The sequence below is a fragment of the Nonomuraea sp. NPDC004580 genome, assembly GCF_040609855.1.
GTDB classification, from domain to species: Bacteria; Actinomycetota; Actinomycetes; order Streptosporangiales; family Streptosporangiaceae; genus Nonomuraea; species Nonomuraea salmonea.
In genome coordinates this window covers 35,143-51,121 of the sequence record NZ_JBEXLH010000061.1, presented here as the reverse complement: position 1 = coordinate 51,121, position 15,979 = coordinate 35,143, and the positions used below count along the sequence as shown (strand labels likewise).

General features: G+C 72.1%; 11 protein-coding genes and 1 pseudogene. 6 read left to right on the top strand and 6 right to left on the bottom strand.

Annotated elements, in window-relative coordinates; genetic code table 11:
* Positions 1 to 953, top strand: a 953-nt coding sequence (locus ABZW11_RS38160) for an SbcC/MukB-like Walker B domain-containing protein (protein ID WP_355428542.1), incomplete at its 5' end; no start/stop codon positions are given.
* A gap of 154 nt (positions 954 to 1,107) precedes the next feature.
* The gene (locus ABZW11_RS38155; RefSeq protein ID WP_355428539.1) at positions 1,108 to 1,992 is read left to right on the top strand and encodes an NAD(P)-dependent oxidoreductase; all 885 of its coding nucleotides are present in this window, start codon (positions 1,108 to 1,110) and stop codon (positions 1,990 to 1,992) included.
* 6 nt (positions 1,993 to 1,998) lie between these two features.
* On the opposite strand, the gene ABZW11_RS38150 is transcribed toward ABZW11_RS38155, so the two are convergent.
* On the bottom strand, positions 1,999 to 2,631 hold the full coding sequence (locus tag ABZW11_RS38150) for an HAD family hydrolase (RefSeq protein WP_355428537.1): 633 nt from the start codon (positions 2,629 to 2,631) through the stop codon (positions 1,999 to 2,001).
* A 105-nt stretch (positions 2,632 to 2,736) separates the two neighbouring features.
* Here ABZW11_RS38150 and ABZW11_RS38145 point away from each other — a divergent pair, with 105 nt between their 5' ends.
* Positions 2,737 to 4,023, top strand: coding sequence for an MFS transporter (locus ABZW11_RS38145; protein WP_355428534.1), 1,287 nt, complete (start codon positions 2,737 to 2,739; stop codon positions 4,021 to 4,023).
* 51 nt (positions 4,024 to 4,074) lie between these two features.
* The gene (locus tag ABZW11_RS38140; RefSeq protein ID WP_355428531.1) at positions 4,075 to 5,475 is read left to right on the top strand and encodes a citrate synthase; all 1,401 of its coding nucleotides are present in this window, start codon (positions 4,075 to 4,077) and stop codon (positions 5,473 to 5,475) included.
* Positions 5,476 to 5,479: 4 nt separating this feature from the next.
* Here ABZW11_RS38140 and ABZW11_RS38135 read toward each other — a convergent pair whose 3' ends face one another.
* From ABZW11_RS38135 to ABZW11_RS38125, 3 genes are read right to left on the bottom strand one after another with little or no spacing between them, the layout of a single operon-like run.
* The gene (locus ABZW11_RS38135) at positions 5,480 to 8,683 is read right to left on the bottom strand and encodes a chromosome partitioning protein ParA (RefSeq protein WP_355428528.1); all 3,204 of its coding nucleotides are present in this window, start codon (positions 8,681 to 8,683) and stop codon (positions 5,480 to 5,482) included.
* 57 nt (positions 8,684 to 8,740) lie between these two features.
* Positions 8,741 to 9,970, bottom strand: a complete 1,230-nt coding sequence (locus ABZW11_RS38130) for a hypothetical protein (protein ID WP_355428525.1) — start codon at positions 9,968 to 9,970, stop codon at positions 8,741 to 8,743.
* On the bottom strand, positions 9,963 to 11,165 hold the full coding sequence (locus tag ABZW11_RS38125; protein WP_355428522.1) for a hypothetical protein: 1,203 nt from the start codon (positions 11,163 to 11,165) through the stop codon (positions 9,963 to 9,965). The genes ABZW11_RS38130 and ABZW11_RS38125 overlap by 8 nt, the downstream gene beginning before the upstream one ends.
* A 238-nt stretch (positions 11,166 to 11,403) precedes the next feature.
* On the opposite strand from ABZW11_RS38125, the gene ABZW11_RS38120 reads away from it, so the two are divergent.
* A complete protein-coding gene (locus tag ABZW11_RS38120) occupies positions 11,404 to 12,540 on the top strand; it encodes a MoxR family ATPase (RefSeq protein WP_355428519.1) in 1,137 nt (378 codons plus the stop codon).
* 14 nt (positions 12,541 to 12,554) lie between these two features.
* A pseudogene (locus ABZW11_RS38115) lies at positions 12,555 to 13,414 on the top strand (winged helix DNA-binding domain-containing protein).
* On the opposite strand, the gene ABZW11_RS38110 reads toward ABZW11_RS38115, so the two are convergent.
* The gene (locus ABZW11_RS38110; protein ID WP_355428516.1) at positions 13,385 to 13,945 is read right to left on the bottom strand and encodes a hypothetical protein; all 561 of its coding nucleotides are present in this window, start codon (positions 13,943 to 13,945) and stop codon (positions 13,385 to 13,387) included. The pseudogene ABZW11_RS38115 and the gene ABZW11_RS38110 sit on opposite strands and share 30 nt — an antisense overlap.
* Complete coding sequence (locus ABZW11_RS38105) at positions 13,942 to 15,975, bottom strand: hypothetical protein (RefSeq protein WP_355428513.1); 2,034 nt, start codon at positions 15,973 to 15,975, stop codon at positions 13,942 to 13,944. Before ABZW11_RS38105 ends, ABZW11_RS38110 begins: the two co-directional genes overlap by 4 nt.
* Between the last annotated feature and the right edge of the window lie 4 nt (positions 15,976 to 15,979).

Sequence of the window (15,979 nt, the reverse complement as noted above, 5' to 3'; positions counted from 1 at the left end):
AGGCGGCGGTGTCCGCCGGCGACGAGCTGGCCGGGGCGAAGCGGGCGGCCGAGGAGGCGGCGGCGGAGGCCGGGTTCGGTGACGTGCGCGATGCGGAGGCCGCGTACCGGAGCCCGGCCGAGCGGGAGCGCAAGGCCGAGCTGCTGCGGCGGCTCGACGACCAGCACGCGGCCGTCAGCGGCGTGCTCGCCGACCCCGAGCTGGTGGCCGCCGCGGCCGAGCCCGCGCCCGACCTGGCCGCGGCCGGGGCGGAGCGTGACGCGCTGGAGGAGGAGCACACGCGGCTGGCGAGCGTACGCGACCGGGCGGCGGTCAGGGCGCGGCGGCTGGCCGAGCTGCGCGACGAGCTCGCCGGTCACCTCGAACGCTGGCGTCCCGCCGCCGACCGGCACCGCCTCGCCGAACGCATGGCGGCCCTGGCCAGCGGCACGTCCAGCGACAACCAGTGGAGCATGAGCCTGTCGTCGTTCGTGCTGGGGGAGCGGCTGCGGCAGGTCGTGGCCGCCGCCAACGAGCGGCTCGACCACATGTCGGGCGGCCGCTACCTGCTCAGGCACGACCTCGGGAAGACGGCCGGGGCGCGCGGGCGTGCGGGCGGCGGGCTGGGCCTGAAGGTGGCCGACGGCTGGACCGGCGTCGACCGCGACCCGGCCACGCTGTCCGGCGGCGAGAGCTTCATCACCTCGCTGGCCCTGGCGCTCGGGCTGGCCGACGTCGTCACCGCCGAGGCGGGCGGCGCGGAGCTGGGGACGCTGTTCGTGGACGAGGGCTTCGGCACGCTCGACGAGGACACCCTGGACGGCGTCCTCGACATCCTCGACGGCCTCCGCGACGGGGGCCGCGCCGTGGGCATCGTCAGCCACGTCCCCGAACTCCGCTCCCGCATCACCGCCCAGCTCAAGGTCACCAAGACCCGCACCGGCTCCACCCTGAGCGCCGTCGGCGTCACCTGACCTCCCACCGCCCGCCGATCAGCTAGGGGGGAAGGGGGAAACGCCACCCCGCAAGGCGCGGTTTCCCGGGGGGGTGGGCTGGTGGTGAGGAGAGTGGGGCGACAGGTATAGGTTGTGGGCGAGATCGAGGGTTTCAGCCTCTGAGGAGCGGCTCATGCGCGTCGTCGTCACCGGAGCACACGGGAAGGTGGGCAGGGCGGCCGTAAAGGCCCTGGCCGAGGCGGGGCACGAGGTGACCGCCACCGACCTGGCCCGTCCCGTCTTCGAGCGGCACGATCCCGGTGAGCCGCGCTACCTGCAGGCCGATCTGACCGACGCGGGGCAGGCGTACGCCATCACGCACGGGGCCGACGCCGTGGTGCACGCGGCGGCCATCCCCGACCCCACCTCCAACGCGCCGCACGTGGTGTTCCACAACAACCTGATGGCGACGTTCAACCTGATCGAGGCGGCGGTGCGGCTGGGGGTGAGCCGGTTCGTGAACATCTCCAGCGAGACCGTCCCCGGGTTCTTCTTCGCCGAGCGGCCGTTCCTGCCGGACTACGCGCCGGTGGACGAGGAGCATCCGGCCCGGCCGCAGGACCCGTACGCGCTGTCCAAGCACTTCGGCGAGCAGCTCATGGACGCGGCGGTGCGCCGCTCCGACATCAGGTGCATCTCGCTGCGGCCGAGCTGGGTGCAGCACGAGGGCAACTACGAGCGCAACCTCGGGCCCCAGGTGCGGGACGCCGGCGAGATCGGGGCCGGGCTCTGGAGCTACACCGACGTGTACGACCTCGCCGACGCCATCGTGCTGGCCGTCGAGTCCGAGCTGCCGGGGCACGAGGTGTTCTACATCGCCGCCCCCGACAACGCGGGCGGGCACGACTTCGCCGCCATGCTGCGCCAGATCCACGGTGTCAAGATCGAGCTGCGCCCGCTGTCCCGGGTCGACTCGTCGGGCATCTCCTGCGAGAAGGCGCACCGGATGCTGGGCTGGACCCCCAAGCGGACGTGGCGCGACTACCTGGACGAGAACGGCCGCTCGCGCCAGGGGTGACGCCCGTCAGGAGAGGGCGGTGATCAGGGCGGGCAGTTCGGCGGGGTGCTGGAAGATCGTCGCGCCCAGGCCCTCCAGCCGGGAGACGGGCGTGATGCCGCCGGCGAAGGCCAGGCAGCGCATGCCCGCGCTGACCGCCGCCGTCACCCCGACGGGGCTGTCCTCCACCACCACGCACGCCTCAGGCTCGGCCCCCATGGTGGCGGCGGCGTGCAGGAACAGGTCGGGCGCGGGCTTGCCCTCGGCGACGTCCTCGGCGCTGAACACGCGCCCGTCGAAATGGTGGGCCAGCCCGGTGAGCCGCAGATTGTGGCGGATCGTACGGTGGCGCCCGTTGGAGGCCACGCAGAACGGGATCGTGAGCCGTTCGAGCACGTCGGTGATGCCTTCGACGACGCGCAGCTCGGCGTCGATCGCGGCGCGGTACTCCGCGATGAACCGGTCGCGCCACCCGGGCGGGGTCGCGCCGATGTACTGCTCCCAGTAGTCGCCGGTACGCCCGACGAACAGCTCGATGTACTCGTCCTCGGTCATGTCCCGGCCCAGCCGCCGCAGCGCCGCCAGCCCCACACGTACGGAGATCGGCTCGCTGTCCACCAGCACCCCGTCACAGTCGAAGATCACCAGCTCGACCGTCAAATCCACTCCTTCTTCGCGATCGTTCCGTAGTGAAACCTAACATCGCCCCAGGTGATAGCGTCCTCGTATCGATTCACAAGACGATCGTCCGCATAGTGAGACAGTATGAAGGTTTCCCCCCAGACCGGCGCCCCCAGCCGGTCCCGGATCGCGGCGGCCAGCCTCATCGGCACCGCGATCGAGTTCTACGACTTCTACATCTACGGCACCGCCGCCGCCCTGGTGCTCAACACCGCCTTCTTCCCCGAGATGGACCCGGTGGCGGGCAGCCTGGCCGCGTTCTCGACGTTCGCCGTGGCGTTCATCTCGCGCCCGCTCGGCTCGGCCGTGTTCGGGCACTGGGGTGACCGCATCGGCCGCAAGTCCATGCTGGTCGTGTCCCTGCTGGTGATGGGGCTGTCCACGGTCGCCATCGGCCTGCTGCCCGGCTACGCCGCCATCGGCGTGATCGCGCCCGTCCTGCTCGTGCTGCTGCGCTTCACCCAGGGCATCGGCCTCGGCGGCGAATGGGGTGGCGCGGCGCTGCTCGCCACCGAGCACGCACCGCCCGGCAAGCGCGGCCTGTACGCCATGTTCCCGCAGCTCGGCCCGTCGGCCGGGTTCATCGTGGCCAACGGGCTGTTCCTGGTGCTCGGCGAGACGCTGAGCGACGGGCAGTTCGAGAGCTGGGGATGGCGGCTGCCCTTCGTGGGAAGCCTGCTGCTGGTGGTCGTCGGCCTGTACGTCCGGCTCAAGATCTCCGAGACGCCCGTCTTCCAGGCCGCCATGGACCAGCACCGCATCGCCAGGGTGCCGTTCGCCGGCCTGATGCGGCACCAGTGGCGGCGCGTCCTGCTCGGCGCCGGCGCGATGACCATCGCGTACACGCTCTTCTACACCGCCACCACCTACTGCCTGGCCTACGGCACCGACGTCCTCGAGATCTCCAAGACCACGATGCTCGCCCTGTCGATGATCGGCGTGGTGTTCATGGCGGCCGGCACGGTGGTCTCGGCCATGGTGTCCGACCGGCTGGGCCGCCGCCGTACGCTGATCACCGGCGTGATCGCCGCCATCGTGTGGGGGCTGGTGATGTTCCCGCTGATGGAGACCCGGGTGATCTTCCTCGTCGGTCTCGCGCTGGCGGGCGCGCTCGGGCTGATGGGCCTGGTCTTCGGGCCGATGGGGGCCTACCTGCCCGAGCTGTTCAACACCGAATACCGCTACAGCGGCTCGTCCGTCGCCTACAGCCTCGGCGGCGTGCTCGGCGGCGCGGTGCCGCCCCTGGTCGCCACCAGCATGCAGGCGAGCGGGCTGGGCGCGCTGGCCGTCGGCGGGTACGTCTCCGCGATGGCCGTCCTCAGCCTGCTCTGCCTGCTCGCCCTGCCGGAGACCGGCGACCGCACCCTGTGACGGCCGTGCTTCAATCAACGTTGACGGTCGTCAACGTGAAGGGCCTTCGGGGTGGAGTGGATCGACGCGGCCGCGGCGTCGGAGCGGCTCGGGGTCAAACCCGCCACGCTGTACGCGTACGTGAGCCGCGGCGTCGTGCAGCGGCGGCACAGCGAGGACGGGCGGCGCAGCCTGTTCTCCGCCGAGGAGATCGAACGCCTCGCCCGGCGCGGCCGGCCCCGCGCCCAGCCGCCCGAGCTGGTCATCGAGTCGGCCGTCACGTCGCTCGGCGTGGACCGGCCCTACTATCGGGGCGCGGACGCGCTGGCCCTCGCCGGTACGTCGCCGTTCGAGACGGTCGCGGAGTGGCTGTGGACCGGCGACCCCGCCATCTGGCACCGCCCGGCACGGCCGCGCCGCCCCAAGCAGGAACGTCCGGACGGGCTGGGGCGGTCGGAGGCGCGGGCGCTTCCGGACGGGCTGGGGCGGGCGCTTCCGGACGGGCTGGGGCGGGCGCTTCCGGACGGGCTGGGGCGGTCGGAGGGTGCGGGCGGGCCGGCCGGGCCGCCGGGGCCGGCGATCGGTCAGGACGGGTGGCGGTTCGAGCCGGGCGACGGATTGCGGGCCGCCGTCGCCACCCAGCGCGGGCTGCCCGGCGACCTCCTGCCGCTCGACCGCCTCCAGGTCATCGTCACGGTCCTCGGCGCGTCCGACTCCCTGCGCTACCAGCTCGGCCCCGCCTCGGTCACCGCCACCGCCCGCCGCCTGATCGCGGGCATGGTGGACGCGATGCCGCCCCTCGGCGACGACGATCCCCAGGGTGGCACGATCGCGGAACGCCTCTGGGCCCGCCTGTCCCCGCACCCCGTCAGCCCCGGCCTGCTCGACGCGCTCAGGGCCGCGTTGGTGCTGCTCGCCGACCACGAACTGGCCGCCTCCACGCTCGCCGCCAGGGTCGCCGCCTCCGCCAGGGCCGACCCGTACGCGGTGGTCCTGACCGGCCTCGGCGTGCTGAGCGGCCCGCTGCATGGCGGCGCCTCGTACGCCGCGGAGCGCCTCCTGGCCGAGATCACCCACCCGGGCGAGGCCCCCCGCGTCATCGGCGAACGGCTACGGCGCGGCGAACGCATCCCCGGCTTCGGCCACAGCGTCTACAAGAGCGGCGACGCCCGCGCCACCCTCCTCCTCGACCTGCTCAAGAAGGCCGCCATGCCTTCCGATGGTCCGGCGGGCGAGCGCATCGCGATGCTGGACGCCGTACTGGCCGAGATGCGTCGCCGCCGCCTCCCGCACCCCAACGTGGACCTCGCCCTCGCCACCCTCGTCACCGTCAGCGGCATGACCCGCGGCGCCGGCGAGGCGATCTTCGCGGTGGCCAGGGCGGCGGGCTGGCTGGCGCACGCGATGGAGGAGTATCGCCGCGGCTCCCTCCTCCGTCTGCGCGCCTCCTACACCGGCCCGCCACCCAGGTGAGTGCTCACCGTTCGACGTACGCCGCCAGCGCCCGCACCCGCTCCGCGTGCTGGTCGTGCCCCACGATGACCGGCGGCTCGTTGTACGGCATGGCGTCCGACGACCGCCGCAGCTTGATGTACTGGCCGCAGGCGTCGATCGCGTACGGCTCCATGTCGTCCTGCAGCGCCCCGATCACCGTGATCCCGTACGTCTCCCCGATCCGCCGGAACAGCGCGACGGCCTCCCGCCGGTGCTCCTTGCCCAGGTTGCGCCCGAGCTCGTCGAGCACCAGGCACAGGTGGCCGCCCCCGGACGAGGCGATGGCCGCCGCGCACACCAGCTTGACGGCCTTCTCGTCCATGAGCGCGGTGTTGGCCCGCCGGTTGTACGGCACGAACCCCTGCCCCTCGCCCCGCCGCCACTTCGGCGTGACCCGCCACTGCCAGCGCTGCTCGGGGTCGGCCGGCGCGGGCGGCACCGGGAACTCCAGGGTGGCGCCGTAGCCGCCGTACGAGGTGTCGAGCTTGTCGAACTCCTCGGCCACCCGCGCGAGACGGGCCTTGATCGCGGCCGTCAGCGCGGCCCGGTGCACCGCCGTGGACTGCGCGGCCTCCTCCGCACCCCGGGCCGCCGCGGCCAGGTCGCGCTGCCGGGTGACGAGCTGGGCCTCGATCTGGCGGCGCTGGTGGCGTTCGTACTCCTCCTGGCCCCGCAGATAGGACGAAAGGGACCCGCACACCGTCGAAAACGTCGCCTGCTCCCGCGCCGTGCTGCCCTCCCGCTCGCCCAGCAGGAAGCGCAGCTCCTCAGGCAGCTCCGCGTCGTCGTCCGGGAACGTGTCACGCAGCGCCTGGTCGAGGAGGCGTTCGGCGGCCCGCCACCACTCGTCGGCGGTGCGCGGCCGCTCGTCGTCGGGCAGCGCGTCGAGCCACTCGCGGGCGCTCTCGACCGTGCCGCCCCAGTCGGCGGCCAGCGCGTCGAGCTTGAGCGCCTCGCGTTCTGCGGTGACCTTGGACTCCTGCTCGCGGGCCTGCGCCCGCTCGCTCTCGTGCCGGTGCCTGCGGCCCTCCATCCGCTCGATCTCCATGTCACGCGTACGGGCGCGGAAGTCGAGCGCGCCCGCCTGACGCTCGGCCTCGGCGACCTTCGGGGCCAGCTCCTCGATGGCGGTGTTGAGCTCGGCCAGCTTGGCCCGCCGCTCGCCCAGCTTGACCTCCAGCTCGGCCAGCCGCACCCCGGCCCTGGCCCCTTCGAGCCGGCGCTGCGCCTCGGTGACCGCCTCCTCGGACTCGCGCACGGCCTGGGCGGCGCTCTCCTGGACGTCTTTGGCCCGGTTGAGCCGCTGCTCGGCGGCCTTGATGCGGGCCTCGCGCCCGGTCGCCACCCCGTCGAACGCCCCGACGACGCTCACCCCCGCCGCGCTCACCAGCACCGACCCGGGCAGGTCGGCCAGGGCAGCGGCGGCGGCGGCGAGCTGCCCCGCGTCCACGATCACGGCGTGCTCGTGCGGCCACCCCCGCAGATCACCGACCGCGGCCGGCTTTCCGTAACGGGCCTTGAGCGCCGCCCCCAGCGCCACCCCCTCAGCAGCACCGGCCGCCTGCCCGTCCGTTTGCCCAGCCGCTTGCCCGGCCGCCTGCCCGGCCGCCTGCTTGGCACTCGCAGCGCCGGCCTTCTGCGCGTCACCGGCGCCGCCCGTCCCCTTGGCGGCGGGCCTGCGCCCGTCGCCGGGGCCCGCGCCCCGTCCGGCCCCCCGGGGACCGCCGCTGGACGGGCTGGCGTCGCGGGCCTGCTCGGCCACGTCGAGTGCGTCGAGCAGCCCGGTCGCGCCGATGCCCGCCGCCGCCAGCGCGTCGAGCTGGGCCGCCGCGGGCCCGCCCTCGGCGTCGTCGAGCGCGGCCTGCGCGGAGGCCACCTCCTGGTCGGCCACCCCGAGCGCCTTCAGCGACTCGTTGAGCCGCAGCCGCACCTCGCCCAGCTCGCGCTCGGCCGCCGGCACGTCGCGCCCGTCGGCGAAGCGGCGCGTCTCCTCCAGCGCGGGGATGAGCCCGCGCAGCTCGTCGGCGGAGTTCTCGGCGACGGCCCGGTCGGCGTCGAGCTTGCCCGCCCGCGCCTGCAGCGCCGCCAGCTCCTTGCGCGCCTCGGAGACCTGCCGGTCGAGGGTGTCCTCCCGCAGGGTGGAGATCTCCGCCCTGACCAGGGAGACCGCCTCGGCCGCCGCCTCACCGGCCGCCCGGTGCCGCTCGAGGTCGGCGGCCAGCGCCTCGTCCTTCGCGGCGGCGTCGGCCAGCTTGCGCGCCTGCCGCCCGCGCCAGCACCGCAGCGCGTCGGCCAATCTGACGCGCGCCTGGTCACGCCGGTCGAACGTGCTCAGCAGCGCCTTCGACTCCGACTCGAACTCGGCCAGCCGGTCGGCCGCCTGCGCCGCGCGCACGCGCTTGGCGTGCTCGTCGCGGCGCGCCTCGCGCTCCTGCTCAAGCTCGGCGTCGAGGCCGGTCAGCGCGGCGATGGCCTCGAAGACGCGCTCAGGGGAGATCTCGTTGAGCGGCTGGGAGAGCAGGTTGGTGGCGACCTTGCTGCGTACGGACGTGGACAGGAACGACACGCACCTGACCCGGTCGCCGTAGAGGACCTTGGTGAGGTCGCGGGCCACGACGTCGCGCCTCCCGGCCGAGCGCGGCAGCGACGCCCAGATCTCGTCGGCCCGCGCCACCCGTTCCGCCTCCGACGGCGACGCCGCCAGGTGCACCCCCTCGCGCCAGCGGATCTCCAGGTGCGGCGCCTCCTGGTTGACCCGCAGCCACACGGTCATCGCGCCGCCCGAGGTGTCGGGCACCTCGAACAGCTCACCGTCGGCCGCGGGTTCTTGCGGCTCAGGGGCAGGCGGGGCGAACCCATCCATGCCGGGCGGCCCGAAGACGCCCACGATGTAGCCGTGGTCGGCGCTCGCCCACTGCCTGGACCCGGCGCCGCTGGCCAGCTCCGCGTTGAACAGCAGCTCCGACACCGCCTTGGCCCCCGACGCGAACCGCCACTGCTCGTCGCCGAGCAGCGCCGTGATCGAGGCGATGAACGACGACTTGCCCGCCCCGTTGGAGTCCTTCGGCCCCGCGCCCGCCACCACGATCAGCGTGCCGGGGACGGTGGGCACCGGATGGGTCGACAACCGCGAGATGTTGACCGCCTGCACGGCGATCAGCACCCGGTCTCCGACGACGTTCTCCACCTGCGACACCTGAACCCCCGTGACCCTTCCATCCCTCATCAACGCTGACATGTGATCTCATCTGGCCGATCTTCTGGCGAGCACGGCCGCCGCGAGCGGCGTGCTGGGCCCGGCCGCGAGGATCAGTTCCTCCTGCAGCCGCCGCCGCGCCGCCGGGGTGAGCCGGTGGAACTGCGGCCCCGGCACGTAGCCGCCCGCCTCCTCGCCCGCCTTGACCTGGCTGATCAGCCCCGCGTGCCGCAGCACCCGCAGTGCCGACTCCAGCTCGCCGATCGGCAGCTGGGTGTGGCGGCGCAGCTCGTCGGCCGGCGTGGGGTGCGGCGACAGCCAGGAGTCCTCCGGCAGCAGGCCCTCGGCGCGCGGGATGGCCACCGAGTGCACGAGCACGAGCGCCAGCACCGCACGCTCGCTCACCCCCAGCCGGGCCGGCCCCTCGGCGCCGAGCCGGGCGGCGACGGCGTCGTCGTAGCCGGAGGTCCAGCGGTCGCGGTGCTGGATCAGCGTACGGCCGCGCCTGGCCAGCATCTCGCCCAGCGTGTGGCGCAGCGCCGGGTCGCGCAGCGCGGCGAAGCGCACCTCCTGCACCGGCTCGGCCGCGTGCTCGACCACCATGTACGCCGCCACCAACTCGGCCCGCCGCCGCTCGTCGTAGCCGCTCAGCAGGTCGTCGAACTCGGCCACGGCCGCCTCCGCCCGGCCGCCCGCCCGGTCTCCGGCACCGCCGCCTTCGGCGCTCACCAGGTCGTCGTCGGGCACCACGGTCAGCTCGGGCCGGGCCGGCTCGGGCAGCCTGCGTACGAGCTCCTGCAGTTGCGCGTGCGACTCGACCGGCCACAGGGCGCAGCGCGGGCCCAGCGTGACCACGCCGTCGCCCATCACCACCCACGCGGAGTCGTGCAGCCGCCGCAGCGCGCCCACCGCCCAGTTGCGCATGAGGTCGTCGGTGCGGCCGATCAGCTCGCGGTAGGTGTCGAGCACCAGGTCGACGGGCGCGGGCCGGCCCGGCCACGGGTCGGCGGACAGGTCGTGCCAGCAGCACTTGAGGACCGCCGCCAGCACCCGCCGCGTCTCGCCGGAGCGCTCCACCGCCACGGGCGGCACCTGGTGCTCGTCGAGCAGCGCGGGCGTCACCCCATCCGGCCACACCGGCAGCGCTTCGCCGGTGGAGTCTGCCCTGGTCAGCCGCATCATGCCGGGCGGCGCAGGCTCGGCCGCGCCCAGCCTGACGGGACCGTCCGCGCGGGCGCGCGCGTGGGCGACGACGGCGGGCTCGGGATGCTCAGCCATGGACGCGCTCCAGGTGACCGTCGGACAGCCAGGCCGGCTCGTGATCGGGGTCGATGCTGAGCCCGTCGGCCCAGATCAGCCGATAGGGCAGCTCGGGCCGCAGGTCGACGGTGGTCAGGTCGGCCAGCACCCGCCGCGCGGCCACCCAGTCGGAGCCCAGCACGTCGCGCAGCGCCACCCGCTCCGACCCGCCGAGCAGCGACTCGGCCGTCTCGCGCAATCGCTCGAGCACGGCATCCTGCGAGGCGCCGAGCTCGGAGTCAGGACCCGGATCTGGCAGGTTGGAGCGCGGGGGAGTGGGCTGCGCAGGAGCCGGGCGCGGGGCTTCGTCGACCGCGCGGGCGATCGCGGCCGGGTCGTGCCAGGGCGCGGGCGCGTCGAACACGAACCCGTCGAGCACCGCCGCCAGCCGCTCCTTCGGCGCCGTCTGCGCGAACGTGCGCCACGTCTCGGTCGGCAGCAGCGTGAGGTTGCGGGTGGTGCCCGCCGAGTCGGCCAGCCGGCCGGCCGCCCTGCGCGAGGCGTCGCTGTAGGCGTAGATGGACGCGCGCAGGTCGGTGCAGACCCGGTCGAGCTCGGGCCAGCGGGTCAGGATCGTGCCGTGCAGGCCCTGCGCCCGCCGCGCGATCTCCTCGGTGCCCCACAGCTTGGGCGCCTGCTCGCGCAGCTCCTCGATGGTGCCGGTGGTGAGCGTGATCAGCTCGAGCGCCCACAGCCGGAACGCCCGCGCCAGGTTGAGCGCGCTCTGCCTGGCCTCCTCCATCGTGGTGCGCGGGTCGGCGACGTTGAGGTCTTCGAGCGCCAGCAGCCGGTGCATCTCCGACTGGCCGCCGTCGTCCATCATCCGCCTGATGAACATCAGCCCCACCACGCTCGTGAACGACGCGCGGTAGCGGAGCTGGTTGGGCTTGGGGAACACCTCGCGGATCGCGCCCAGCCCCTTGAGCACCCGCAGCCGGTTGTCGAACTGGTCGGTCGGGTAGGCCCGGCAGGCGAAGCGCATCTGCTCGTGCGTCAGCCACTCCTCGCCCGCCTCGGCGAACGCCGCGAACAACGTCTCGGCGATGTCGACCAGGGCGGGATCGTCGACCACCGCCCCGCTGTCGCGGGCCAGCGCGGCGAACATGCGGCGATAGGTCGACAGGACCGCCTCGTCGGTGAGCACGGAGTCGAGGGTCAGGGGCTGTTCGGACACGGGCACTAAGGTACGGCTTCGGACCGACACTCCACGCACGCCCGCACCCGGAGTCCCAGCGCTACCAGCCGGTACGCGCGCGCGAGTGATTCCCGAGCGCTAGGGTGATCCCCGGTAATACGGGGGCGAACGGTGTGCAGTCGGAAATATCGGGGTGTGTAGCGGTGTGCCGGCTGCCCTTGCCGCTGCCTCCGCGGAGGGCCACTATCCGAGTGCGCCGCCTGAGAAGGGGACTCAGTTGACCCAGTACCACTACCAGGACCACGCCGCCCACTACCAAGACCCCGGCGCCCACTACCAGGACTCCGGGGTTCGCTACCAGGACCCCGGCGAGCAGCCGGCCGCGCCGCCGTACCAGCAGCAGGCCGCGCATCCCCAGCACACCGGGCCGTACGACCCCTCCGCCCACCTCCAGCAGCAGACCGCGCAACTCGCCGGCCAGTTCGCCCAGCGCTTCCACCTGCTCGCCACCAACATCGAACGCATCATCAGAGGCAAGCACGAGGCCATCGAGCTGGCCCTGATCTGCCTGTTCGCCGAAGGGCACCTGCTCATCGAGGACGTCCCCGGCACCGGCAAGACCACGCTCGCCCGCTCGCTCGCCGCCAGCGTGGACGCCGAGTGGCGGCGCATCCAGTTCACGCCCGACCTGCTGCCCAGCGACATCACCGGCGTGTCCATCTTCAACCAGGCGCAGCAGACGTTCGAGTTCCACCACGGGCCCGTCTTCGCCAACATCGTGCTCGCCGACGAGATCAACCGCGCCTCACCGAAGACGCAGGCCGCGCTCCTGGAGGTCATGGAGGAACGCCGGGTCACCGTCGACGCCGAGCCGCACCCGGTGCCTCGCCCGTTCCTCGTCGTGGCCACGCAGAACCCCGTCGACATGGACGGCACGTACCCGCTGCCCGAGGCCCAGCTCGACCGCTTCCTGATGAAGATCTCCGTCGGCTACCCCGACCACGCCTCCGAGGTCGAGGTGCTCAAGGGCATGCCGACCGGGCCGCAGGTCGAACGGCTGCCCGTGGTGGCGCGCTCGTCGGACGTGGCCGGCATGATCGACTTCGCCTCGCGCATCCACGTGGCCGACCCCGTCTACGACTACATCGTCGCGCTCTGCGCCGCCACCCGTACGAGCCCGCACCTCCGGCTCGGCGCCAGCCCGCGCGGCAGCCTCGCCCTGCTGCGCGCCGCCCGCGTCAAGGCCGCCGCCGCGGGACGGCACTACGTGGTGCCCGAGGACGTCAAGGCCCTGGCCGTCCCCGTCCTCGCCCACCGCCTCATCCTCACCCCGGAAGCCGAACTCCGCGACCTCACGGCCGCCACCGCCCTGACCGAACTACTGACCACCATGCCCGTCCCCCAAGCCGCCTGAGAGCGACGCCCGGCATGCCGAGAAGCGTCGAGGCCCAGCTCCTGCACCGCCCGCCGGGCCTGACCGCCGGGGACATCGTCCGCCACCTGGGCGCCGTGCACGCCCAGGACGTACCGTCCGCGCTGCTCGCCTTCCGCGCCCGCTCCGCCACCCTCACCCGCGCCGACGCGGAACCCGCCTGGCACGCCCGCGAGATCGTCAGAACGTGGGGCCCGCGCGGCACCCTCCACTTCATCCATGTGGACGACCTTCCCTGGCTCCACGCCCTGACCAGCCGCCCCACGAACACCCTGCGCCGCCTCGCCCAGGAAGGCGTCACCGGCGACGACCTCCTCGACCTCATCACCCGCGCCCTGGACGGTCAGGGCCCCTGACCAAGGCAGAGCTGGAAGAACGCCTGTCAGGCCGAGCCCACGGCCAAGGCATCGTCCACCTGGTGGCCCTCGCCGCCCACCACGGTCTGGCCGTCCTCGGCCCGTCACGCGCCGGCAAGCCCATGTACGTCCACGCAGCCGACTGGCTGGGCCACCCCATAGTCCCCGAACCCTCAAGGGACCGCGCACTCAAAGAACTCGCCACCCGCTACCGCCGAGCCCACCACCCCGCCACCCCGGAGGACCTAGCCACCTGGTCAGGCCTGCCCCTGGGCGCCACCCGCACCGCCTGGCGCCTCACCCCACCGTCGCCGAAACCACCCTCCACGGACCCGTTCGCCCGCCTGATTTCCGCCTTCGACGAGTACCTCCTGGGCTGGCGCACCCGCCCCCCGATCCTCGCCGAGAAACACGCAGAAGCCGAGGTAACTGTCTTCGACAACCTCACACCATCGCTCACTACACCCGAGCTAACCGACATCCACCGCTTCCTCACCTGACCGCTCGTCCAGCAGAACCGGCTTAAGCTGCCGAAAAAACTCCACCGCATCCGCCACCGAATCCCGCCCGGCAGCACCCTCCGTTATCTTCACGCTGAGCAGGCGCCGGTGATCGGATGTCCACCCATAAACGAAAGCGATGTTCTTCCCCTGGGGGCCTGTCCGTCGTGCCGCGAATCCCGGGCTCAATCCGGCCGGAAGATTCTTCCCACGCACGCTCTTTCTTGTCCTCTCCAGATCCTTGGCATCGTGAGGGGAAGGGTCGAAGACTTCGATCACCAGCCCCAGATCGCCGGCATCTTCGCTCACTGTGCATGATCCGAACCGCCCCTCACCCAACTTGGTGCCCAACGCGACATAATCGCGGAACCCGGTGGCGATCCTGATCGCATCGGTGGAGATCAGGTCGCACTCTCGAGGCGCGGCCATCACGTCTCCCAAGGGGCGATGGTCGCGCGGCGGAGGAGAAACACCGGAACAGGCCGACGCCAGAGCCAGCATGACGATGATCGCCGCACTCCGTGCATTCATGGCCTGTGCCCTGAATAGTTGCTCTCCGACTCCTTGAAGCCCACCGCGATGGCTTCACTCGGTCGGCTGTAGACCCGGCCGACGGCGTTGACGGCCAGCCATTCCTCATACGCCTCGCGCTGGGCTTGGTTCATGTCCGCCCAGGCCCTGATCCTGCCGTCGACCAGGAAGTGCCCGTCCGCGCCTGGGGAGAAGTCCTTGTAGTGGTAAGGGTGGGTCCGAGCGGGCGGCGTGCCGTCTCCGAAAAGGCCGTGACGCATCATCGCGGCGGCCGTCAGGTCGCCGAACATGTGCTTGGTCACGCTCAACGCGGTGTCGGCGTCCTTTCTCGCCGTCTCCTCCCGGCTCGTATCTTCGCTCCTGAAGACGGAGTTTTCGGCAGTCACCGAAATGAGTCCCACGACCTGCTCTGAGGGACCTGCGACGAATTCGACCACGCTCTCGGCCATCTTCTTGAATGCGGCGAGCCGTGCATCATGCTCTTTGGCCTCTTCGATTCGGGAGATCTGAGCGGCATCGGCGATCACCCAGGTCGTCACGGCGAGGGAGCGCGCCGCATGCGCGAGTTCGCCACCACCGCTCCGGCTCATGTGCTCTTCGAGGAGTTCCTGCCGCATGGCGTCGAACTCCTTCTGCGTAGCACCAGGGTGGGATCTGCGCCACGCCGTGCACGCGTTTTCGACTTCCTGAGCGATCCTTCTCGCCGCGTCGTCCAGCATCCTGCTGGAGTACTCTCCATGCGCTGCGACAACGGTCTCGAAAGCGCTGTCATCGTCGAAAGTCCACCTCATCAGGTTTCTCAGCTCTTCCGAGTTGAATTTGGCTCCGTACGGCTCGGCTCCCGGCAGGTTCTTGTCCGGATCGGAGCTCATCACCACCCCCGGCGACTTGTCGCTGAAAGACTTCGTATCCCGATGAATGTCGCCGATGTAAGCAGCGAGAATTCTGCCGACATGCAGGCGGGATTCTGGGAGATTGGTCCGGACCTTGGGGTCGCTCCAGAAGTGGAGGGCCCAGGAGGCGAGCAGGGCGGATTTGTAGCCGCGGCTTTCTGCTGGTGGGAGGTCGTGGTCGCGGAATTCCGTGGTGGCGGATTCGATGGCCCAGGCGAGGTCTGTTCCGGCGGTGCCGTGCCAGGGGTGGGTGCGCATCAGATATGCCAGAGGGCGGCGGTCAGGGTCGGTGAAGAAGTCCTGGGCCACGGCGGGGTGGTGGGCGAGGGCGACCAGGGCGGTGCCCATCGGGCTGAGGTCGCCGGGGGAGGCGTCGCGGGGGCCGGGGTTCGTCCACGTGTCGCGGGGGAGTGAGAGGTCCGGTGGGTGGGCCAGGTCGAGGTCGTAGAGCTTGCGGACCAATGTCAGGAGGAAGGCGTGGTCGAAGGTGCCGTCCTGGAGGAGACGCTTGAGGGCGAAGGCGTTTTCTGGGAGGTGGAGGTCGGCGGTCAGGAGGTTGGTGTAGTCCGGTGGGAGGGTGAGGCGGCCGGCGCCTCGGGAGGCCGTGGCCAGCAGGGTGCTGAGGATGGTGGTGAGGCGGTCCTGGGTCGCCACGTCGTACTGGAGGGGGCGTTCTGAGGGTGGGAGGCCTGACCCGTAGGCGCGGGCGATCAGGGCTCTGAGTTGAGCGGGGCCGATCAACTGGGTGAAGGCCAGGGCGAAGTACGGGTCGTTCTTGTGGCGTTCCAGGGCGGCGACTGTTTCCGGGGTGAGGGCGTGGGCGGTGATCTCGGTGCGGAGGCGGGTGGCGAGAACCTGGGCGTTGGTGGTGCCTTCGGCGGGGGACTTGGAGAGCCAGGCGGATTCGTCGGCCCAGAGGAGACCGTCCTTGCCGAGGGTGCGGTCGGGGGTGGCGAGGATGAGGTCAAGGCGGCCCTGCAGGGCGGGGAGTTGATCGGTCAGGCGGCGGGCCACTGTGTGGAGGTGGGAAGGGCCCCACACATGGAGGCCCAAAGCGGTCAAATCGCGTTCGATGCGGACGGCCACTTCCGGGAGGGTTTGGGCGGTTCTTCGCATGCCGTTGATGAGCTGGGTCATCAGG

Coding starts and splice junctions, on each gene's coding strand:
- ABZW11_RS38110 (WP_355428516.1), bottom strand. CDS start 13,945: ATGAATGCACGGAGTGCGGCGATCATCGTCATGCTGGCTCTGGCGTCG.
- ABZW11_RS38105 (WP_355428513.1), bottom strand. CDS start 15,975: ATGACCCAGCTCATCAACGGCATGCGAAGAACCGCCCAAACCCTCCCG.
- ABZW11_RS38155 (WP_355428539.1), top strand. CDS start 1,108: ATGCGCGTCGTCGTCACCGGAGCACACGGGAAGGTGGGCAGGGCGGCC.
- ABZW11_RS38130 (WP_355428525.1), bottom strand. CDS start 9,970: ATGGCTGAGCATCCCGAGCCCGCCGTCGTCGCCCACGCGCGCGCCCGC.
- ABZW11_RS38145 (WP_355428534.1), top strand. CDS start 2,737: ATGAAGGTTTCCCCCCAGACCGGCGCCCCCAGCCGGTCCCGGATCGCG.